The following is a 21,634-nucleotide window of genomic DNA, read 5'->3' as shown; positions in this document are numbered from 1 at the left end:
ACGGATGCAAGCCGATACGGCGCGGCCGGCCTCGCGCTGGCCGGGCGCTTTCCTGCGGCGCCTGATGGCGGCCATGCTGACGCTTGCGGCGCTGATGCTCGCCTGCGCCGTCGCGCCGGCGCAGGAGGCGACCCAAGGGCCGATCCGCGTGACCGACATCGCCGGCCGCGAGGTCGTGCTGCCGCGCCCGGCGCAGCGGATCGTGCTCGGTGCCTGGGTCAGCCTCGATGCGCTGTCGCTGCTCCATCCCGATCCGGTCAGCCTGCTGGCCGGCTGGGCAGAGGGCGGCTCGAACGGCATCCAGCCGGCCATCCTGCGCGACAAGTTCCCGGCGATCGGCAAGGTGCCGGTCATCGGCCGCGGCACGCTCGACTCGATCTCGGTCGAGACCGTGGTGGCGCAGCGGCCGGACCTCGTGGTGCTGAGCCAGTTCGACGCCTTCCGCTACGGCGCCGGCGCTGCCGCCAAGCCGCCGGCCCTGGCGCAGCTCGAGGCCGCCGGTATCCCGGTCGTGATCGTCGACTTCTTCCTCGATCCGCTGCGCAATACCGAGGCGAGCCTGCGCGTGCTCGGCCGGCTGATCGGGCGCGAGGCGCAGGCCGAGGCCTTCCTCGCCTTCTATCGCGAGCACCTGACCGCGATCGAGCGGCGGCTGGCCGCGGCCAAACCCGCCCCCACACGTCCATCCGTTTTCCTGCACGCCTTCGCGACCCGGCCCGAATGCTGCTTCTCGGCCGGCCCGGGCACGATCGACGGCTTCATCCGGCTCGCAGGCGGCCATAATATCGGCGTCGAGACGCTCACCGGCCCGGTCGGCCAGCTCAGCCTCGAATATGTGCTGGCGCGCAATCCCGACATCTATGTCGCGACCGGCGTCTCGGGCGGCGCGGCGGGCGGATTCGCGCTCGGCCCGGGCGTCTCGCCCCAGCGTGCGGCCGAAGGCTTCGCAACGCTGCTGAAGCGCACGGACCTGGCGGCGCTCGACGCCGTCTCGAAGCGGCGCGCCTTCGGCCTCTGGCATCTCTTCGTGCACACGCCGCTGCACCTCGTCGCGGTCGAGGCCCTGGCGAAATGGCTGCATCCGGAGCTGTTCGAGACGCTCGACCCGCGCGCGACGCTGGACGAGATCAACGCCAGGTTCCTGGCAGCGCCGCTGAGCGGGACGTTCTGGGTCGGGCCGAACGCTGCCGGGCAGCCATAAGTCGGGCTACCGTTTTACGCTGTCGCCAGATCGTCCGTCATGATCTGGATCGAGCCGGCGGAGCAGCGCTCGACCCGGGCATGGATGCCGTAGACGCGCCGCAGCATGGCCGGCGTCACGACCGCGGCGGGCGGGCCTTCGCCGTCGAGCGCGCCGCCATCGAGCACCACGATATTGTCGGACCAGCGCGCGGCGAAGGCGAGATCGTGCAGCACGATCAGGACGATGCAGCCATCATCGGCAAGCCGTCGCACGGTCTTGATCACGCTGAGCTGGTGGCGCAGGTCGAGCGCGCTGGTCGGCTCGTCGAGCAGGAGCAGCCTGGGCTCGCGCGCGATCGCCTGGGCGAGGCTCGCGATCTGGCGCTGTCCGCCCGACAGCCGGTCGAGCGGCTCCAGCGCGAGATGCAGGATGCCGAGCCGCTCCAGGACGGCCACGGCGCGCGCTTCGGTCGCGGCCTGCGGCTCGGCCCGGTCGGCTGTCTTCAACGCTCCGATCACGGTCTCCAGCACACTCAGCGCGATGCCTGCGGGCAACGCCTGCGGCATGAAGCCGATGCGCCCTGCCCGCCGCGCAGGCCGCATCGCCAGCAAGTCGTCGGGCCCCAGCGCAATCCCGCCCTGGGCCGGAACGAAACCCGCCACGGCGCGCAGCAGCGTCGACTTGCCGGCGCCGTTCGGGCCGACGATCGCCGTGATCGTGCCGGGCAGGATCGCGGACAGGGTCAATTGCCCGATCACCGGCCGGCCGCCATAGCCGGCGCAGACCGAGCTCAGCCGCAAGGCGCCATCCACAGCGGTGTCCGACACGATCGCCATCAGCCCCGTGCCCGCCGGCGCAGGATCAGCGCGAAGAAGACCGGCAGCCCGACCAGCGAGGTGACGATGCCGACGGGCAGCAGCACGCCGGGCACGATCAGCTTGCTGGCGATCGAGGCGGCCGACATCATCAGCGCACCAGACAGGGCGCTCGCCGGCAGGAAGAAGCGGTGATCTTCGCCGATCAGCATGCGGGCGATATGCGGCCCGACCAGGCCGACAAAGCCGATCGTGCCGGTGAAGGCGACCGCGGTGGCGGCAAGCAGGCTGACCCGCAGCAGCGACAGGAAGCGCAGCCGGCGCACGTCGATGCCGTAGCTCATGGCGCGCTCTTCGCCCATGCGCAGGGCCGTCAGGCGCCAGGACGCCTCGAGCGAGAAGGGCAGCACGAGCGCGCAGACGCAGCCGAGGATGGCGATCGAGGTCCAGTTGGACCGCGCCAGCGAGCCCATGCTCCAGAAGACGAGCTGTTGCAGCGCATCGGCCGAGGCGACGAACTGCACGAGCGACAGGAGCGCATTGAAGCTGAAGACCAGCGCGATGCCGAACAGCACCAGCAGCTCCGCTCCGCCCTGCGCGCGCCGCGCCACGAATTGCAGCAGCAGCACCGAACCGAAGGCGAAGACGAAGGCGTTTCCGGCGACGGCCAGGCCGGCCGGAAGCATCGGCACCGAAAGCCCGAGCACGATCGCGAGCGCCGCGCCCAGCGAGGCCGCCGCCGAGACGCCAAGCGTGAACGGGCTGGCGAGCGGGTTGTCGAGGATGGTCTGCATCTCCGCGCCGGCGAGCGACAGGGCCGCGCCGACGAGCAGCGCCATCAGCGCCACCGGCAGGCGCACCTGCCAGACGATGACGGAGGCGGCGCGGCTTGCATCCTCGCTGCCGGTGAAGGCCGCCCAGATCTGCTTCAGCGGCAGGCCGGAAGGACCGGTCGCCATGTCGAGGACGAGCGCCGCGAGCATCATCGCGCCGAGGACCAGCACGAGCACAAACCGGCGCCGCATCACGCGGCCATGGGCGAGCAGAACCTCCCGCCCCTGAAGACTCACCGTCATGGAACCAAACTGGGCGTCAAGAACGAGGAACGGACCGGGCCGCATTCACGACCCCACCCCGCGCATCGCCGGGCGACTGCCCATAGCAGCGCTTGAGGGCCGCCGCAAAATCTGCAGGGACGACGGGGCCGGTCAGCCGCCCGGCCTCAATCGTCGACATGGTCATGGCCGCCGATGCGGCCAGGCCGCCAGTAGCCTTCCGAGGCGATCTGGCCGCGCTCCATGCCGCGCGCGACGAGGTGATGGCGCTGCGCCCTGACATTGCTGGTCTCGCCGATGAGATAGGCCTGCCCGCGCCCCGGCGGCAGGGAGAAACCGGCGAGCCGGTCGAGCAGAAGCCGGCTCGGGCCGGGCCGGGCTCCGTTGCGCTGCACCCACTCGACCGTCAGCGCTGCCGCGCTGTCGAACGGCACCTCGTCCTCCGGGCCGTCGACCTCCGCCCAGACGAAGGCGGTCGTGCCGGCCGGCATCGTCTCCAGCATGTGGCGGATCGCCGGCAGGCCGGTCTCGTCGCCGCAGAACAGGTGCCAGTCGGCCTGACCGGCGAGGATCGTGCGCCCGCGCGGCCCCTGAGCCAGGACGGTATCGCCCGGGCCGGCATCTCGCGCCCAGTTTGCCGCCGGCGCCGAGCCATGCAGGACGAAATCGATCACGAGCCGGGCGCGGACCCTGTCGAAGGAGCGGATGGTGTAGTCACGCCGCCCCGTGCCGCCTTCGGGCAAGGGCATGCGCAGGACCAGCGCCTGCCCCGGCTGGTAGTCGAGCTCATCGAGATGCTCCCCGGTGAAGACCAGGCGGCGCATGCGGGGACCGATGGCGAAGACCTCGACGACGGTGAGCAGCCATTCGTAGCGCGCTTCAGGCGGCGACATCGGCGCGGCGCCGGGATGTGCAGTCATTTCAACGAGATCCAATAGGCGCCATCAAGCGCGAAGGGCTGGAAGCGGCGGTGCAGATCGGCGAGCAGCGCCTCGGGGTCGAGATCGGCGAAAAGCTCCGGATGCAGCCATTTGGCGAAGGCCTGCACCGCCGCGACATTGAAGGGCGAATTGTAGAAATGATGCCAGACGGCATGGGCTCGGCCCTGGCGGATGGCGGCAAGCTCGGCGATCCCGACCCGGCTCACGGAGCGCGCCAGCGTGCCGCGCGCCCGATCGCGGGATACGCCGGGCCCACCCAGGAGCCAGCTCCCGGCATCGCTCGCCGCACCGCCGATGGCGGTACCGATATAGACCTCCGGCGGGTTCGCCAGCAGCCATTCGAGACTGACGATTCCAGCTTCGCCCGGCACGATGGCATCGGCGATGTTGACGCCGCCGGCCGCGGTGACGAAGCGGCCCATCATGCCGCGCGTCATCGTCTCGCAGCAGCCGATATCGAGCCCGACGCGGCTCTCGATGAAGACGCGCGTCGGCGCTGGCTTCGCCCGCTCCAGCCGCCCGGTGACCTGCGCCAGCGCGGCTTGCCAGGCGGCGACGAACTCCGCCGCCTCGCTCTCGCGCCCCAGAACCTCGCCGAGCAGCGCCATCGAGCGCGGCGTGTTGACCAGCGGATCGCTGCGGAAATCGATGAAGACGATGGCGACGCCGGCCGCCTCCAGCGCGCGGATCACCTCGCCCGAACGCGCGTTCGGGCCATGGCCTTCGAGCCCGAAGATCGCGACCTGGGGGCTGAGCACGATGGCCTGCTCGACGCTGAAGCTGTCGCGCGAGGCGCGCCCGATGCGGGCGATCTTGTCGATACGAGGAAAGGCTGCGCGGTATTTCGCATAGGTCGCCGGATCGACGGCCTCGTAGTCGCCCATCATGCCGACGACGCGCTTGACCGGGTCGGCCCGGTCGAGCACGGCGAGCGCCGGCACATAGCGCCCCTCCCCGATGATGATGCGCTCGACGCGATCCGGCACCGTCACCGTCCGGCCCGCGAGATCGACGACCTGCTTTGCGGCCGCCGGCACCGCAGCCAGGAAGGCGGCAAGGACGAGCAGGACGGCGCGCAGCATCTTGGCTCTCCCGCCTAGAACGTCGCCGCGGCGCTGAGCACGAAGGCCCGGCCCGGCTGGTAGAGCGGCGTCACCGTGCCGAATTCCTGGCCATAGGTGGCGCGGTCGGCATAGGTCCGGTCGAGCAGGTTCTTGACCTCGGCGCGGAAGGTCAGGTTGGACTGGCTCGGCGGCTTGTATTCGGCGAAGACGTTGACGACCTCGTAGCCCTTGAGCGGCAGGTTGCCGGGCGCGACCTTCTTGTAATCGCGCACGATCTCGATATCGCCGCCGATCGTCAGCCCCCATTGCCGGAAGGTATGTGCGGCAGTGAGCGTGAAGACCTGGCCGATCGGCGTCGCGAGATAGGTGCCGGTGTCGGAATCGGCGCGCTGCTTGTCGATCTTGACGTCGATATCGGCGTATTTCGCGCGGATGAAGCCATCCTCCCAGGCATAGCCGAGCCCGATCTCGTAGCCGCGCGATTCGACGTCGCGCACCGTCGTCGCCAGCGCGACGGCATAGCGGGCGGCGCGCGCATTCTCGAGCTCGGTGCGGAAGACCGTGCCCTCGAGCGTGAAGCCGTTCCAGCGCGCGACCAGCCCGGCGGTGACATTGTCCGAGGTCGCCGGCCTGATCCCGTAGCCATAGGCCCAGGCCGGGTTCATAATGAAGTTCTCGGCGAGCTGGATGCCGCCCCAGACATGGGAGTAGCCGGCCTTGAGCGTCAGGTGCTCGGGGATGAGGTCGAACTCGCCGGAGACGTTCCGCGAGACGCCGCCATTGTCGAATTCTTGCCCCGTCGTGCCGGTGAACCATTGCCGGTCGCCGCGCAGGCCGAAGGAGAGCCGCGTCCGCTCGATCGGTGTCAGGCGCGCCTGCGCATAGACGCCGAGATTGCTCGCCTTCTCGGAGACGCGGAAGTTGCGGTCCTTGTAGAGCGCCTTGTCCTTGTAGAAGTCGACACCGGCGACGACGTTGCCGAGATCGCCGAGGCTGAAGCGGTTCTCGAACTTGCCGTTCAGGCTGTCGGTGATGCCGGTGCCGGGATAGCTGACCGGCAGCGGGCTCGCGCCGACCGGCCGCTCGAAGATCGGCGTGTCGACATCGGTGCGGCTATAGGCGAGCACGGCCTTGGGATCCCACCAGCCGAGCGGCGTCGTGCGGCTGTAGGTGAAGACGGTGTTCTGCCGCTCGATCGTGTAGCGGCGCAGGCGCGGCTCCCAGGGCGGGCGGCCGCTGATGAAGCCGATATTGCCGCGGAACGGGCGGATCGCATCGTCATGCACGCGCTCATGGCTGACCTGGAAACGGTCGCCGGAGGGCGCCTCCCAGCGGAGCTTGGCGAGCCCGTTCAGCATGTCGGTCTTGGTGCCGAGCACCTCGCGCCCGTCGCCGGCATCGTAGTTGCGCCCCTTGGCGAAGGTGCCATAGGCGAGCAGGTCGAAGCCGTCATGGCGGGCATAGCCGGAGAGGCTGTTGGTGAAGACCGTCCCGTTCGAGTTGAACTGCGTCTTCAGGAAGGCGCCGACGCCGTTGCCGGCGAGGAAATCGCGCGCATCCTTGGTCTCGTAGGCGATCGCGCCGCCGAGCGCGCCGGGCCCGGCATCGGCCGGCGCGACGCCGGCATCGACCCTCGCCGCCTTCAGGAAGGCGGGGTCGAGCAGCGTCGTGCCGTTGTGATGGAAGACCTTGTTGTTCTGGCGGCTGCCGTCGATCGTGACCGAGAGATTGGTCTCCTCGACGCCGTTGACATAGACCTTCTGCGACATCGGCATCGCGCCGCCGACCTTGATCCTGGGCTCCCCGGCGAAGACCTCGCGCGCGTCGGAGGGGTTCTTGCGCTCGAGCTCCTGCGGGCCGATCACGATCTCGCTGACGCCGCCGCGCGCGAGCGAGCCGCCGCCGGTGACGTCGATGGTGTCGAGCACCATGGCGCCGGCCGGCGCGGCCCCTGCTGCCAGCGGCGCGCCGGCCGATGCGGCGCCAGAGATCGTGACGGAGCCGGCGCCGGTGAAGCGGTAGGACAGTCCCGTCCCGGCGAGCAGCTGCTGGAGCGCGCCCTGCGGCGAAAGCGGCCCGCTGACCGCGGTCGAGCGCTTCCCGGCCGCGACCAAGGAGGGCACGAAGACCTCGACCCGGGTCTGACGCGAAAAGGCGATCAATGCCGAGGAGAGCGGCTGCGCCGGAATGTCGAGCGCGGCGCTCCTTGCGGCGGGAGCGGGCGATTGCGCGCGGGCGCTTTCGAGCGTGGCGAAGCCGGCAATGGCCGTTCCCGCCAGCAGCAGAGCGGCCAACGCCGGACGCGCGCGCCTGGCGCCTGCGCAGCTATCGTCATTCATGTGCAAGACCTCGTCCCGGATTGCTCTGGGACGCGGTCAGAAACGCGGCCCCGCTCCTGAAGACGAGCGGCGCGGCAAAAGTAATTAGCGGCCTGCCGGATTTTTTTGAGTCACCAGGGAACGATGGCGACGAACCAGCCGGTTGCGCGCAGGACGCGCAGGCCCAGGCTGCGCGCGATCGTGTCCAGCGCCGCATCGGTGTTGCGCGCGTCGAAGACCGCCGTCACCCGCCGGCTGCCGAGACCCGCTCCGACGAGCTGGATATGGCCGCGGCGATAGCGTTCGAGCTCGGCGACGACCGCGTCCAGCGGGGCGTCGTGGAAGACGAGCTGGTCCTGCCGCCAGGCGCCGACGAGGTCGAGATCGGCCCGGCTCGGCTGCGAGACGCCCTCGCCGTCATAGCTCACGCCCTCGCCTTCGCCGACGCGCACGGCCTCGCGGCCATTCGCGCTGACCGCGACGATGTTCTCGGTCACGACGACGGCGACGCCGCCCTCGTCGCGGATCTTCACGTCGAAGGCCGTGCCGAGCACCTCGACCTGGCCAGCCCCGGCCTCGACCACGAAGGGACGTCCCGCCTCCTTCGCGACGGTGAAGAAGGCCTCGCCGGCGAGCAGCCTGACGCCGCGCCGGCCGCCGCTGAACGCGACATCGAGCGCGCTGCCGGGAGCGAGCTCGACCTGGGAGCCGTCGGCAAGGGCGACGGTCCGGCGCTCGCCGATACCGGAGCGATGATCGGCCATGAGCCCTGGGGGAACGAGCTGCCAGCCCGCCGCCAGTCCCAGCAGGACCATGGCCGCCGCCGCAAAGTGACGAAGCGGCGGAAGGCGGAAGCGAGACCGCATCGCGACCGGGCGTTCACGGGCCGGCGCGTGATCCGGGGCGACGGCATCCAGCGCCCCCCAGATGCCTTCCAGCTCGCGCCAGGCGCGCTCGTGGCGAGGGTCGGCATGCAGCCAGGCCTCGAAGGCGTGACGGTCCCCGGCCGTGACCTGCTCGTCCCGCAGCCTGACGAACCAGGCGAGCGCGGCGTCGTCGGCCGATTCGGGAATGGGAGCGCCCATCAACACCCTCGACCGGGCCAGGCGACCGGTTTCTGCTGTCCCCTCACGCGATGAGGCTCCGTTGATGCATGGGCGCCGATGCCGGCCAACCGGCTGCGCCGTCCTGATTCTCTAGACGATCCCGACCGGAAAACTAATTAGGCCTGCGGCGGATTATTCTCGCGCAGACGCTTCCGCAAGCCGCTCATCGCGTTGGCAAGATGCACCATCACGGTGTTCCGGGCGATGCCGAGGCGCTCCGCGATCTCGATATAGCTCAGCCCCTCGAACTTATGGAGCAGCAGGACTTCGCGGCAGCGTTCGGGCAGGTCCCGAATGGCGTCTTGCAGAGCGGCGCGTTCTTCCCGCGCGATCAGGGCGGCATCGGCCGGGGGCGAAAGATCCGGCACGTCGTCATCGGCCGTGGAAGCAGGGTCGATGACCGCCGCGGCACGGCCCTGCTGGCGCCAGGCATCGATCGCGACGGTCTCGGCCGTGCGGTGCAAATAGCCGCGAATGTCGCGGATATCGGCGCTCGGCACACGCAGCAGGCGCAGGAACGCCTCCTGTACGGCATCGGCGGCAGCCGGCGCCGAGAGGCCGCGCCTCACCAGATGACGCTGCAAGCGAAGCTGCTCTTGTGCATAGAGCGCCGCGATGCTGATTGGATTGCCCGACATTCCTTACGATGCTGCGCCATGACGAGGCGGCCGACCGCGCCCGACGACGGACGTATCGAAAGAAAAATTCCTTTTCAAGTCCAATGATTTAGAGAGATTCCAGGCAACGCGTCCGCGGTATCACTACTTTCGGCATGGGTCCGGCTCGAACAGCTGTGATCCGACGGAATCGAAAACGCCGTCATCCCGGCGCAGCGAAGCGGAGTGCCGGGATGACGCGCGTTTCAGTCTGAAACAGCCGGAGTCTAGACGAAGGCCAGCTGATCCTGGAGCTGCGCAGCGCTGAAGTTCTGGATCACGATGCCGCCGCCATAGGCCAGGCTGACGGGGGTGATGTAGACGCTGCCGCCATAGTCGAAAATATTGACCTGGCCGGCGGTCAGCCCGGCGATGCGGAGGATATCGAGATTGCCGGCGCTCTCGCCGAAATCGGCGATGGTATCCCAGACGCCGGTGGCGAAATCCGCCAGATTAAAGGCGAAGGTGTCGTTGCCGGTGCCGCCGCTCAGGTAGTCGCTGCCAGCGCCGCCCAGGATGTAGTCGTTGCCCCAGCCGGCGAAGATCGAGTCATTGCCAGCCAAGCCGGAGAGGACGTTGTTGCCGGCGTCGCCGACGAGCGTATCGGCATGGGAACTGCCATAGGCCGCCTCGATGCCGACCAGGGCATCGACACCGCCAAGCCCGTCATTCGCCGTGCCGTTGGTGAGATCGACAAGAACTCCGGCCGTCGAGGTCGAATAATCCGCCGAATCGAAACCGGCGCCGCCGATGATCGTATCGTAGCCGCCATCGCCATTGATGACGTCATCGCCGTCGCCACCGGTCAGGTAGTCGTGGCCCAGGCCGCCATAGATGATGTCATTGCCGCCCTGGCCGGCGAGGGCGTTGTCGAAACCGTCGCCGATGATGGTGTCGTTATAGCCACTGCCCTCGACCCATTCGATGCCGACCAGGGTGTCGATCGTGCCGAAACCGTCAGCCGCCGCATTGCTGTAGAGAGCGACGTAGATGGCGGCGGTGGAGTTGGCGTAGTTGGCGTTGTCGAGACCTGAGCCGCCGTCGAGATAATCGGCGCCCTGGTGGCCGTTCAGCACATCGTTGCCGTCGCCGCCGCTGAGCGTGTCGTTGCCGCCGCCCCCCCACAGGCCATCATTGCCGGAGGCGCCGTAAAGCGCGTTGGCAAAGCCGTCTCCCGTCAGGGCGTCGTTATAGAAGCTGCCATAGACATTCTCGATGCTCGACAGGGTATCGACCGTGCCGAAGCCATCGTTCGCACTATTGTTCCACAATCCGACCGACACGCCGGTGGTGGAGGTGTGGTAATAGGCGAAATCGGAGCCGGCACCGCCATTGAGCGTATCGGCGCCCGCGCCGCCGATCAGGACGTCATTGCCCTCGTTGCCGTTGAGCGTGTCGGCACCGGCGCCACCGTCGAGCTGATTGCTGGCCTGATTGCCGGTGAGCGTATCATTGCCCGAGCCGCCGATCGCATTCTCGATCAGCGAGCGCAGGTCCCCGTTGAACTGCAAGGCGTTGTAGATGTTGCCCAGGGCGACCTTGCCGTCCCCGAGGTTGGCGCGCTGCGTCGTCGAGAACAGGCTCTCTTCGCCCGGCCGGAGATCGACCTGCACGCCGGTCGTGTAGCTCGACAGATCATAGGTATCGATGCCGTTGCCGTCCCAGATCGTCGCGAAGATGCGGTTGCCGCCGGCGTCGATCGCGACCTGGCCGTTGATCAGCGTGTCGCCCGAATTGGGATTCCATTTGTAGATGGTGTTGCCGCTATTGGTGGTGAAATCGGCGCCGTACATGGTCTGCAGGGCGGCGATGTCGAGCATCATATAGGTCTGGGCGTAGCTAAACTGCTCGTTGCTGTAGCCGCCGGAGAGCGGATCGCCGACATAGCTGCGATAGGTCATGATCGTGTATTCCATCGCGTCCCGGTTCGCCGGAACCGCGCCATACACGTCAGTCTCCTGACCGTGCTTCAGGCCGAGCGAATGGCCGAGCTCGTGCAGCATCGTGTGCCAGGCATAAGTTCCGGCCACGGGATTGGTGTAGGGGAATGCCCGGCCGAACCAGACGTCGCCCGCCTCGTCGTAGTTGGTGCCAGGGTAATAAGCGAAGGCCGTGGGCGGCGTGTTGGACTGCGCAAGACGAATGGTCGCCTTCGTGGCCGTCGTCTCGGTGATCGAAAGATTTGTGAACGCCTCGACGGAGAACGAGGCACCTCCAAGTCCAGACCCTGCGTCGAGAGCAAAGCGCGCAGCGACCTTCATCTGATCTGTTACCGCGGCGAAGCCGTTGGTCGGAGCGGTACTACCATAAGTAGAAGAATATTCGCTGTTCGAAGTCGGAAAGCTGAACGTTATTTCGGTGTGACCCCATTTCCTCCCCGTGAGGACGCCATCGATATTCTGATTGCCTGTCTGGACTTGCGTGACCATCGTACGCCCGATGCCCGACATCTGCTCCCCCCAAGATCAACGAGCGTGGCATCGAAGCCGATGCCCATGAGTAAGTTTTGGAACGCTTGCGTCAAATGGAGAAATCTAGCAAGTCAATTTTATATTTGCCCCCTAATCAAAGGAGCTACCTCTAGGGCGCGGCCGCATTGACGGACAGATGACGGGGTCCCGGCCAGCGGCTCCGGCACGAGCCGGAGGCCAACTCAGTGGTCAGCGTGGCTGCACCGACTGTGATCGGCCAGGGCCTCGATGATGGCGCAATCGCAGGCCGTGACGCCGCCCGAGCAGGTGGTGGCGATGCGGGCGAGCTCGGTTTCCAGCGAGCGCAGCCGAGCGATCTTGTGGCGCACCTCGTCGAGATGGCTGACCGCGATCGCATGCGCCTCGTCGCAGGCCATGCTCTGGTTGTCCGAGAGGCGCAGCAGCGTGCGGATGCCGTCGATGGGAAAACCGAGATCGCGCGCGTGCTTGATGAAGGCGAGGCGCTCGACATGGGCGCGGCCGTAGCGCCGCTGATTGCCCTCGGAGCGCTCGGCGGGCGGCAGCAGGCCGACCTGCTCGTAATAGCGGATCGTCTCGACCTTCACGCCGGTGCGCTCCGAAAGCCCCCCGATCGGAACCACGCGTTCGAGCGCCTTCGCCGTCCCCACCGCTTGCATGCCTCTCTCCTGAACCTGTAGCGACTACAGCTTGTAGATGGGAAATACGGCATGGCCTTCAAGACGCAAAGCGCCCTCCCCCTTGCAGCACATAAAAAACGCGCCGGGGACCAGCCCGGCGCGTTTCTCAACGGCAAAGGTCGTGCGGAGACCTCAGGCCGCCTTCGGCAGGTCGTGCTGCGCCAGTTCCTGCTCGACATTCTTCAGCGGCCTGTTGCCGGTCAAAGCCCGCATCAGCACGTAGAAGACCGGCGTCAGAAAGATGCCGAAAGCGGTGACGCCGATCATGCCGGCGAAGACCGCGATGCCCATCGCCTGGCGCATCTCGGCACCGGCGCCGGTCGAGGTCACCAGCGGCACCACGCCCATGATGAAGGCGAGCGAGGTCATCAGGATGGGCCTGAGGCGCAGGCGGCTGGCCTCGATCGCGGCCGCGACCGGCGTCTTGCCCTCGAATTCGAGCTCGCGGGCGAATTCGACGATCAGGATCGCGTTCTTCGCCGATAGTCCGACCAACACGACCAAGCCGATCTGGGTGAAGACATTGTTGTCACCACCGCTCCACCAGACGCCGGTCATCGCGGCGAGCAGGCCCATCGGGATGATCAGGATGATCGCGATCGGCAAGGTCAGGCTCTCATACTGGGCGGCGAGCACCAGGAAGACGAGCAGGATCGCCAGCGGGAAGACGAGCAAAGAGGAATTGCCCGCCAGGATCTCCTGATAGGTCAGCTCGGTCCATTCGAAGGCGAAGCCCTTGGGCAAGGTCTCATTGGCGATGCGCTCGGCCGCCGCCTGCGCCTGGCCCGAGGAATAGCCCGGCGCCGGACCGGCATTGATGTCCGAGGCCAGGAAGCCGTTATAGCGCATGGCCCGCTCCGGACCGGAGTCGGTGCGCACGTTCATCACCGCGCTGAGCGGCACCATCTCGCCGGAATTCGCCCGCACGCGCAGCTTGCCGATATCCTCCTGATGGGCGCGGAAGGGCGCATCGGCCTGGACCCGGACCGTGTAGGTGCGGCCGAACTTGTTGAAGTCGTTCACATAGGACGAGCCGAGATAGATCTGCAGCGTCTCGAAGACATCGGTCACCGGCACGCCGAGCTGGCGCGCCTTGGTGCGATCGATATCGGCATAGAGCTGCGGGACATTGACCTGGAAGCTCGAGAACATGCCGGTGAGCTCCGGGGCGGTCGCGGCCTTGGCCATGAAGGCCTTGGTCGCCTCGTCAAGCGCCTTGTAGCCGAGGCCGGCGCGGTCCTCGATCTGCAGCTTGAAGCCGCCGATCGTGCCCAGCCCCTGGACGGGCGGCGGCGGAAAGATGGCGATGAAGGCTTCCTTGATGCCGGCGAACTCCTTGTTGAGCTGCATGGCGATGGCGTTGCCGGAGAGCGAGGGGTCCTTGCGCTGGTCGAAGGACTTCAGGCCGAGGAAGACGATGCCGGCATTGGAGGAGTTGGTGAAGCCGTTGATCGACAGGCCCGGGAAGGAGATCGCGTTCTCGACGCCGGGATGCTTCAGCGCGATCGCGTCCATCTTGCGGATGACGTCCTCGGTGCGGTCGAGCGTCGCGGCGTCGGGCAATTGCGCGAAACCGACGAGATACTGCTTGTCCTGACCCGGCACGAAGCCGCTCGGGACCGTGCGGAACAGCACGGCGGTGAGGCCGACCAGGACCAGATAGACCGCCATCATCGCGGTCTTGCGGGTCAGGATACGGCGCACGCCGCCGCCATAGGCCTCAGAAGAACGGCTGAAGAAGCGGTTGAAGCCGCGGAAGAACCAGCCGAACAGCTTGTCCATGAAGCGGGTCAGCGCGTCCTTGGGGGCATCATGCCCGCGCAGCAGCAGCGCCGCCAGTGCCGGCGAGAGGGTCAGCGAGTTGATCGCCGAGATCACCGTCGAGATCGCGATGGTGAGCGCGAACTGGCGGTAGAACTGGCCGGTCAGGCCCGAGATGAAGGCGAGTGGCACGAAGACCGCGACCAGCACCAGCGCGATCGCGATGATCGGGCCGGAGACCTCGCGCATCGCCTTGTAGGTCGCCTCGCGGGGCGAGAGCCCATTCTCGATGTTGCGCTCGACATTCTCGACCACGACGATGGCGTCGTCGACGACGATGCCGATCGCCAGCACGAGCCCGAACAGGCTGAGCGCGTTGATCGAGAAGCCGAAGAGATACATCACCGCGAAGGTGCCGACGACCGAGACCGGCACGGCGACCAGCGGGATGATCGAGGCGCGCCAGGTCTGCAGGAAAATGATGACGACGAGCACGACCAGCGCGATCGCCTCGAGCAGGGTCGCGATCACCGCCTTGATCGAGGCGCGGACGAACTGGGTGGTGTCGTAGACGATCGCGTAGTCCACGCCTTCCGGCATGTTCTGCTTGATCTCCTTCATCACCGCCTGGACCTGGTCGGCGATGGCGATGGCGTTGGAATTCGGCGCCTGGAAGACCGGAACGGCGACCGCCGACTTGCCGTTGAGCAGCGAACGCAGCGCGTAGTCGGCGGCACCGAGCTCGATGCGGGCGACGTCGCGCAGGCGCGTCACCGCGCCTGTCGGGCTGGTCTTGACGATGATGTCGCCGAACTCCTCCTCGCTCGCCAGACGCCCCTGCGCGTTGACCGAGAGCTGCAGGTCGAGGCCCGGCGCATTCGGCGAGGAGCCGATGACGCCGGCGGCGGCCTGGACGTTCTGGGCGCGGATCTCGTTGACGACGTCGCTCGGCGAGAGGCCGTGCTCGGCGACCTTCTGCGGATCGAGCCAGACGCGCAGCGAATAGTCGCCCGAGCCGAAGAGCTGGACCTGGCCGACGCCGTCGATCCGCGCCAGCCGGTCCTTGACGTTGAGGACCGCGTAATTGCGCAAATAGGTCATGTCGTAGCGGTCGTTCGGCGAGGTGATGTGCACCACCATCGTCAGGTCCGGCGAGCTCTTGATCGTGGTGACGCCGAGGCGGCGCACCTCCTCCGGCAGCCGCGGCTCGGCCTGGCTGACGCGGTTCTGGACGAGCTGCTGGGCCTTGTCCGGGTCGGTGCCGAGCTTGAAGGTGACGTTCAGCGTCATCACGCCGTCGGTCGTCGCCTGGCTCGACATGTAGAGCATGCCCTCCACGCCGTTGATCTGCTCCTCGATCGGCGTCGCCACGGTCTCGGCGATGACACGGGGATTGGCGCCCGGATATTGCGCGCGGACCACCACCGTCGGCGGCACGACTTCGGGATATTCCGAGATCGGCAGGACGCGCAGCGAGAGCAGGCCGGCGACCAGGATGAGGACGGAGAGAACGCCCGCGAAGATCGGGCGATCGATGAAGAATTTTGAGAGATTCATGACAGGCCCCCTTCGGGCGGACCCCGGGCATTGCCGCGGGGCCAGGAGGCTCCGCGGCCGCTAATGGCCGGGTCTTGGTTTGCGGGTCACGGCGTCAGCGCTGGGCGACGTCCGTGCTCCCTTCACTTTGGTTCGACTTGGCGAGCTGCCGGCGCAGTTCAGTCTTCTCGGCCATCGGCACTTGTTCGGGCGCGACGGTCGCTCCTGGACGGATGCGCTGCAGGCCGTTGACGACGATGCGTTCGCCGGCGGTGAGGCCGCTGGTCACGATGCGCAGGCCCTGGCTGCCGGCGCCGAGCGTGATCTCGCGCCAGACCGCCTTGCTGTCCTCGCCGACGACGAAGACGAACTTCTTGTTCTGGTCGGTGCCGACCGCCCGCTCATTGACGACCAGCGCAGGCTCGGAGCGCGCCTGGCCCATGCGCAGCCGCACGAACTGGCCGGGCATCAGCGTGCCGTCGGGATTGTCGAAGACCGCCCGGACGCGAACGGTGCCGCTGCCGGCATCGATCGCGTTGTCGACGAACTGGAGACGACCGGTGAGAGGCGTGCCCTCGCTGGTCATCGTGCCCATCTCGACCGGGATGCGCTCCAGAGCGCGCGGTGCGTCTGCCGGCAGGGAGGCGAGCGCCTGGAGCACCGTCTTCTCGTCGGCGTTGAAGCTCGCATAGATCGGATCGACCGAGACCAGCGTGGTCAGCAGCGAGGCGCCGGCGCCGGCCGCGACCAGATTGCCGACCGTCACCTCCAGCCGCCCGATCCGGCCGCTGATCGGCGCCCTGATCTGGGTGTAGTCGAGATTGAGCCGGGCGGTCTGCAATGCGGCCTGGGCGGCGCGCTGGTTGGCCTGGGCCTCGCGCAGCGCATTCAGCCGCGCATCGAGATCGCGCTGCGAGACGTTCTGCGTCGACATCAGCCTCTGGCCGCGCTCGTGCTCGTTGGCGGCGAGCGCCACGCGCGCCTCGGTGGCCAAGACCTGTGCCTGCGCTCGCTCGAATTCGGCCTGGTAGGGCGCCTGGTCGATGCTGACGAGCAGATCGCCCTGCTTGACGAGATTGCCCTGCTTGAAATGCACGGCCTCGACGATGCCGGCGACGCGCGAGCGCAGTTCGACGCGCTCGATCGCCTCGAGCCGGCCGGAGAACTCGGCCCAGTTGACGAGGTCGCGCTGTTCGACCAGCGCGACCGAGACCGGGGTCGCCGGCGGCGCGGCCTGGGCGGTATCGCCCTGGGCGGTGTTGCCGTTGCCGTTCATCACGAGCAGGACGGCGGCGAGCGAGATGGTGGCGGCCAGGCTGCCGCCCAGCAAGCCGCGACGGATCGTTCCCTGAATCATGGGTTCATTCCTTGCTAGAAAAAGAAAATCGGATCGGGACGCGCCGGCCGGGATCAGGACGGGGCGGTCGAGATGAAGAACTGGCTTACATGGTCACAGGCCAGACAGAGGCAGGAGCCTTCCTCGGGAGCCTCGGCATAAGCGCCGGGCCAATTGCTGGGTGCAGACTGCACGTGGTGGCTGACCGCGACACCCGCTTCCTGCAGCCGGCAGGCATAGCTGGCGCATTCGTCGCGCATCGGATCGTCCTCCGCCGTGATCAGCAGAGCGGGCGCGAGGCCGGAGAGGCGCGAGGCGCCGAGCGGCGCCGCGTAGGGATGGGCCGCCTTGTCCGGAGAGCCGAGATAATCATGCCAGCCATCGGCCCAGCGGCAGCCGACCGGCCCGGCGGAAGCCTCGCGCAACGAATAGGTGCCGACGCAGGAATCGAGCATCGGTGACAGCAGGATCTGGCCCGCAAGCGGAGGGCCCTGGCGGTCGCGCGCCATCATGGCCAGCGCCGCGGCGAGATTGCCGCCGGCCTCCTCGCCTGCGACATAGAGCGGGGCGGATTTCGAGACCCAGCGCCCGCGCGTCTTGTAGAGCGCCAGCAGCCCACCAAATACGGCTTCCAGCACATCGGGGAAGCGATGCTCGGGGGCCAAAGGGTAATCGACCGAGACCACCACCGCCCCGGCACGCGCCAGGATGGTGGCCACCGCCTCGCCGCTCGCCAGCGACCCGTCATTGAAGGTGCCGCCATGCAGATGCATGACCAGCGCGTGGCCCTTGCCGGCGCCCTCCACCGCGTAGACGCGGACGGGCAGCGCGGCGGGCTTGGCCGCGATGACGTCATCACGCCGCGTGACGGCGATCTGGCGTTCGGTGGTGGCGATCTGGGAAGCGAACATGACGCGGCCCGGCGGTTGTGTTGCGGTGCAATATGATTTAGGTGAGGTTGATCAGGCAATAAACAGCCGATCCGCTCATTCATTATTTCCATATGGAAACAATAACGACCTTGTGAGGACAGACCATGGACCAGCTCGGCGCCATGCGCGCTTTCGTCCGCGTCGTCGAAGCTGGCAATTTCACGCGCGCGGCGGATCTGCTCGACATCCCCAAGCCGACGGTGACGAAGCAGATCCAACAGCTCGAAGCGCATCTGCGCGCCAAGCTGCTGAACCGGACGACGCGCCGCGTCACGGTCACCATGGATGGCGCGGCCTATTACGAGCGCGCCCTGCGCGTCCTCAACGAGATCGACGAGCTCGACGGCAGCATCGCGCTGTCGCAAGCCAGGCCGAGCGGCCGCTTGCGCGTCGATGTCAGCGCGCCGCTGGCCGTCCAGGTGATCATCCCGGCGCTGCCGGGCTTCCATGCGCGCTATCCCGAGATTCAACTCGACCTCGGCCTGAGCGACCGCCCGGCCGACCTGCTCGCCGAGAATCTCGATTGCGCGATCCGGGCCGGCGAGATCGCCGACCAGAGCCTGATCGCAAGGCGCATCGGCGAGATGTATCTCGTGACCTGCGCCGCGCCGTCCTATCTGGAGCGCCACGGCGCGCCGCAGCACCCGACCGATCTCGAGGGCGACCACTTCATCGTCGGCTATCGCTATTCAGGAACGAGCCGGACCGCGCCTTTCACCTATGCGGACGGGAAAGAGGACCATGAGATCAGGGGCCGCGCGATCGTCACTCTCAACGAGGGCACGGGCTATGTCGCGGCCGCGCTGGCCGGGCTCGGCGTCGTCCAGGCACCGACCTTCATGGTCCAGGACGACATCACCGCCGGGCGGCTGGTGCCGCTGCTGACCAATTGGTGCTCGACGCCCAAGCCGCTCCATATCGTCTACCCGCCCAATCGCCATCTCAGCAACAAGGTGCGGGTCTTCGTCGACTGGCTGGCCGAGCTTTTCGCCAAGGACGACCTGATCCAGCGGCGCTCCAGCCTGACGCCCTGCGACGACAAGTAGTTCAGCTCCGCCGCTCAGGCGGCCTTGTCCTTCATGCCGCCGTCGGTCAGGCGGTACCAGGCGATGATCGCCGAGACATAGAGCTCGTTGAGCGCGTGCAGCGGCAGCGGCGTGATCGGCACCACCGGGAAAGGCAGCCTCGCCCGGTCGCCGCTGACGAGATAATCCGCCATCGCCTTGCCCATGGCGCTCTGCAGGCCGACGCCGCGGCCCATGCAGCCGATATCGACCAGCAGCCCGGGCTCCGGCTCGTGCAGATGCGGCAGGAAATCGCGCGTCAGGGCCACGCGCCCGCACCAGCGATAATCGACGCGCAGGCCCTTGGCCTGCGGATACATCTTGCCGACGACGCGCTCGAGATGGGCCCAATCGGCCGCATCGCGCGGCTCGCGGAACGGCCCGCGCCCGCCCATCAGCAGGCGGTTGGTGTGGTCCTTGCGGAAATAGAGCAGGAGCTGGCGCGTGTCGGAGGTGACCTGGCCCTCGGGCAGGATCGTGCCGGCCAGATTGTCCGAGAGCGGCTCGGTCGCGATGATGAAGGAATTCGGCCGGATCACCGTCTGGCGCAATTTTGGGATCAGGTCGCCGGTGTAGCCGTTGGTCGCCACCACCACGCGCCCGGCGGTGACGCTGGCGCCTTGCGCGGTGCGCACGATCCAGCCACCGCCGGCCTGCGACAGGCCGACGACCGGGCTTTGGCCGTGGATCGCCGCGCCTGCAGCCTGCGCCGCTTTTGCGAGGCCGCGGGCATAGGCGAGAGGCTGCACGCCACCGCCGCGCGGATCGAGCCAGCCGCCGAGATAGCGATCGGTTCCCAGCAGGCGGGCGGCCGCGGCCGCATCGAGGAATTTCGCATCGACGCCGCGCGCGGCCCATTCCCCGGAGCGGCGCTTCACCGTTTCGAGCATGGCGGGCGTATGCGCGCCCTGGATCCAGCCGGCGCGCTTGTACGGCACGTCCATCTTGTGCCTGTCGATCAGGCCGAAGACCAGATCGGCGGTCGAGCCGACGAAGCGGGTCAGCGCCTCGCCGGCCTCGCTCCCGTATTTGGCGGCGATCTCGCTCGGATCGTATTTGATGCCGGGGATGACCTGGCCGCCATTGCGGCCCGAGGCTCCCCAGCCCGGCTCGCGTGCCTCGAGCACGACGACCGAGAGACCGGCCTCGGCGAGATGCAGCGCGGTCGACAGCCCGGCATAGCCGGCCCCGACGATACAGATATCGGCGCTGGCGTCGCGATCGAGCGGCGGGGTCTGCGGCGCGGCCGGCGCCGTCGCGTGCCAGAGCGAGGGTTGCAGCGGAAAGGGCTCGGCCATGGCGGCTATCCTTCAGATCGGCCGCAGGACGCGACGCAGGAAATCCTGGGTGCGGGGGTTGCGCGGCGCGGTCAGGAGGTCGCGCGCCGCGCCCTGCTCGACGATGACGCCGCCATCGAGGAAGAGCACGCGGTCGGCGACCTCGCGGGCGAAACCCATCTCGTGGGTGACGACGAGCATGGTCATCCCCTCCTCGGCGAGGCTCTTCATGACCTCGAGCACCTCGCCGACCAGTTCGGGATCGAGCGCCGAGGTCGGCTCGTCGAAGAGGATCGCCTTGGGCTGCATGGCGAGCGCGCGGGCGATCGCGACGCGCTGCATCTGGCCGCCGGAGAGCTGGGCCGGATAGGCCTCGGTCTTGTCGGCCAATCCGACACGCGCGAGCAGCTCGCGGCCACGCGCGCGGGCCTCGGCCGGCGGCTCCTTCTTCACATAGATCGGGCCTTCGACGACGTTCTCCAGCGCCGTGCGATGCGGGAACAGGTTGAAGCGCTGGAAGACCATCGCCATCGCGGTGCGGACCCCGACGATCGAGGGATCGTTGCGCTCGACCCTGACGCCGTCGATCAGGACATGGCCGCCATCATAGGCCTCCAGCCCGTTGATGCAGCGCAGGATGGTCGACTTGCCGGAGCCGGACGGGCCGATCAGGCAGACGACCTCGCCCTTGTCGACGCTCGCGGTGATGCCCTTGAGCACCTGATGCGTGCCAAAGCTCTTGGTGACGGAGCCGAGTTCGATCATGGCGGGGCTCATCGCTGCGTGCCCTTGCCGAAGCGCCGCTCGAGCCAGCCGACAAGGCCGATCAGCGGCAGGCTCATCGACAGATAGAGCAGCGCCACCAGCGTGTAGACTGTCATGTTCTTGAAGGTCGAGGAGGCGATGATCTGGCCCTGCAGGGTGAGCTCCGCGACCGTGATCGTCGAGGCCTGCGAGGAATCCTTCAGCATCATGATCATGATGTTCCCGTAAGGCGGTAGCATGATCTTGATCGCCTGGGGCAGGACGACACGGCGCATCATCAGCCCCCAACCCATGCCGATCGACTGCGCGGCCTCGATCTGGCCGTGGTCGATCGCCTCGATGCCGGCCCGGAAGTTCTCGGAATGATAGGCGGAATAAGCGACGCCGAGCCCGATGATCCCGGCCTCCAGCGCGCTCAGCCGGATCCCGAGCTCGGGCATGACGAAATAGAGATAGAAGAGCTGCACCAGGATCGGGATGCCGCGCAGCGTGTTGACGATCACCTTCGCGATCATCGCCAGCCAGGGAACCCCCGACACGCGCATCAGCGCCCAGACCAGGCCGAGCACGGTCGAGAGCAGCAGCGAGCCGAGGCTGACGAGAATGGTGAACTTCACCCCCAGCAGCAGCAGGGGCATGAATTCGGCGGCGTCGCGCAGGAAATTCTGCATGAGGCTATGGCGGTCCCGGATCTC

At 67.6% G+C, this 21,634-nt stretch carries 17 protein-coding genes; 2 read left to right on the top strand and 15 right to left on the bottom strand.

Features of this window, described 5'->3' with window-relative positions; all coding sequences use genetic code 11:
• Positions 1 to 4 precede the first annotated feature (4 nt).
• Positions 5 to 1,201, top strand: a complete 1,197-nt coding sequence (locus ACTIF2_RS16195; protein WP_439498249.1) for an ABC transporter substrate-binding protein — start codon at positions 5 to 7, stop codon at positions 1,199 to 1,201.
• Between the two features lie 14 nt (positions 1,202 to 1,215).
• On the opposite strand, the gene ACTIF2_RS16190 is transcribed toward ACTIF2_RS16195, so the two are convergent.
• From ACTIF2_RS16190 to ACTIF2_RS16135, 12 genes are all read right to left on the bottom strand, one after another.
• Positions 1,216 to 2,010, bottom strand: coding sequence for an ABC transporter ATP-binding protein (locus ACTIF2_RS16190; protein WP_439498121.1), 795 nt, complete (start codon positions 2,008 to 2,010; stop codon positions 1,216 to 1,218).
• 8 nt (positions 2,011 to 2,018) lie between these two features.
• Positions 2,019 to 3,074 (bottom strand): FecCD family ABC transporter permease, encoded by a 1,056-nt coding sequence (locus ACTIF2_RS16185; protein WP_439498120.1) that lies wholly within the window; start codon positions 3,072 to 3,074, stop codon positions 2,019 to 2,021.
• A 146-nt stretch (positions 3,075 to 3,220) separates the two neighbouring features.
• Positions 3,221 to 3,973 (bottom strand): siderophore-interacting protein, encoded by a 753-nt coding sequence (locus tag ACTIF2_RS16180; protein WP_439498119.1) that lies wholly within the window; start codon positions 3,971 to 3,973, stop codon positions 3,221 to 3,223.
• On the bottom strand, positions 3,970 to 5,076 hold the full coding sequence (locus ACTIF2_RS16175; protein WP_439498118.1) for an ABC transporter substrate-binding protein: 1,107 nt from the start codon (positions 5,074 to 5,076) through the stop codon (positions 3,970 to 3,972). The genes ACTIF2_RS16180 and ACTIF2_RS16175 overlap by 4 nt, the downstream gene beginning before the upstream one ends.
• Before the next feature lie 14 nt (positions 5,077 to 5,090).
• Positions 5,091 to 7,397, bottom strand: coding sequence for a TonB-dependent receptor (locus tag ACTIF2_RS16170; RefSeq protein ID WP_439498117.1), 2,307 nt, complete (start codon positions 7,395 to 7,397; stop codon positions 5,091 to 5,093).
• 110 nt (positions 7,398 to 7,507) lie between these two features.
• A complete protein-coding gene (locus ACTIF2_RS16165; RefSeq protein WP_439498116.1) occupies positions 7,508 to 8,461 on the bottom strand; it encodes a FecR family protein in 954 nt (317 codons plus the stop codon).
• A 137-nt stretch (positions 8,462 to 8,598) separates the two neighbouring features.
• Positions 8,599 to 9,120 (bottom strand): RNA polymerase sigma factor, encoded by a 522-nt coding sequence (locus tag ACTIF2_RS16160; protein WP_439498115.1) that lies wholly within the window; start codon positions 9,118 to 9,120, stop codon positions 8,599 to 8,601.
• Positions 9,121 to 9,365: 245 nt separating this feature from the next.
• Positions 9,366 to 11,399 (bottom strand): M10 family metallopeptidase, encoded by a 2,034-nt coding sequence (locus ACTIF2_RS16155; RefSeq protein WP_439498114.1) that lies wholly within the window; start codon positions 11,397 to 11,399, stop codon positions 9,366 to 9,368.
• Between the two features lie 392 nt (positions 11,400 to 11,791).
• Positions 11,792 to 12,211 (bottom strand): MerR family transcriptional regulator, encoded by a 420-nt coding sequence (locus ACTIF2_RS16150; protein ID WP_439498248.1) that lies wholly within the window; start codon positions 12,209 to 12,211, stop codon positions 11,792 to 11,794.
• A 189-nt stretch (positions 12,212 to 12,400) separates the two neighbouring features.
• Positions 12,401 to 15,586, bottom strand: a complete 3,186-nt coding sequence (locus ACTIF2_RS16145) for an efflux RND transporter permease subunit (RefSeq protein WP_439498113.1) — start codon at positions 15,584 to 15,586, stop codon at positions 12,401 to 12,403.
• 94 nt (positions 15,587 to 15,680) lie between these two features.
• Entirely contained in the window at positions 15,681 to 16,922 is a 1,242-nt protein-coding gene (locus tag ACTIF2_RS16140; protein WP_439498112.1) for an efflux RND transporter periplasmic adaptor subunit, read from the bottom strand.
• 53 nt (positions 16,923 to 16,975) lie between these two features.
• Positions 16,976 to 17,812, bottom strand: a complete 837-nt coding sequence (locus ACTIF2_RS16135) for an alpha/beta hydrolase fold domain-containing protein (protein WP_439498111.1) — start codon at positions 17,810 to 17,812, stop codon at positions 16,976 to 16,978.
• Positions 17,813 to 17,937: 125 nt separating this feature from the next.
• Between ACTIF2_RS16135 and ACTIF2_RS16130 the strand changes: the two genes are divergently transcribed.
• The gene (locus tag ACTIF2_RS16130; protein WP_439498110.1) at positions 17,938 to 18,879 is read left to right on the top strand and encodes a LysR family transcriptional regulator; all 942 of its coding nucleotides are present in this window, start codon (positions 17,938 to 17,940) and stop codon (positions 18,877 to 18,879) included.
• Between the two features lie 14 nt (positions 18,880 to 18,893).
• On the opposite strand, the gene ACTIF2_RS16125 is transcribed toward ACTIF2_RS16130, so the two are convergent.
• The 3 genes from ACTIF2_RS16125 to ACTIF2_RS16115 are packed head-to-tail and all read right to left on the bottom strand — an operon-like array spanning position 18,894 to position 21,610.
• A complete protein-coding gene (locus ACTIF2_RS16125; protein ID WP_439498109.1) occupies positions 18,894 to 20,195 on the bottom strand; it encodes an NAD(P)/FAD-dependent oxidoreductase in 1,302 nt (433 codons plus the stop codon).
• A gap of 12 nt (positions 20,196 to 20,207) precedes the next feature.
• A complete protein-coding gene (locus ACTIF2_RS16120) occupies positions 20,208 to 20,939 on the bottom strand; it encodes an amino acid ABC transporter ATP-binding protein (protein ID WP_439498108.1) in 732 nt (243 codons plus the stop codon).
• An 8-nt stretch (positions 20,940 to 20,947) separates the two neighbouring features.
• The gene (locus ACTIF2_RS16115) at positions 20,948 to 21,610 is read right to left on the bottom strand and encodes an amino acid ABC transporter permease (protein WP_439498107.1); all 663 of its coding nucleotides are present in this window, start codon (positions 21,608 to 21,610) and stop codon (positions 20,948 to 20,950) included.
• Positions 21,611 to 21,634: the final 24 nt, after the last annotated feature.

This window comes from Allobosea sp. (assembly GCF_051860145.1).
GTDB lineage: Bacteria > Pseudomonadota > Alphaproteobacteria > Rhizobiales > Beijerinckiaceae > Allobosea.
This window is presented reverse-complemented; position numbering and strand designations above follow the sequence as displayed.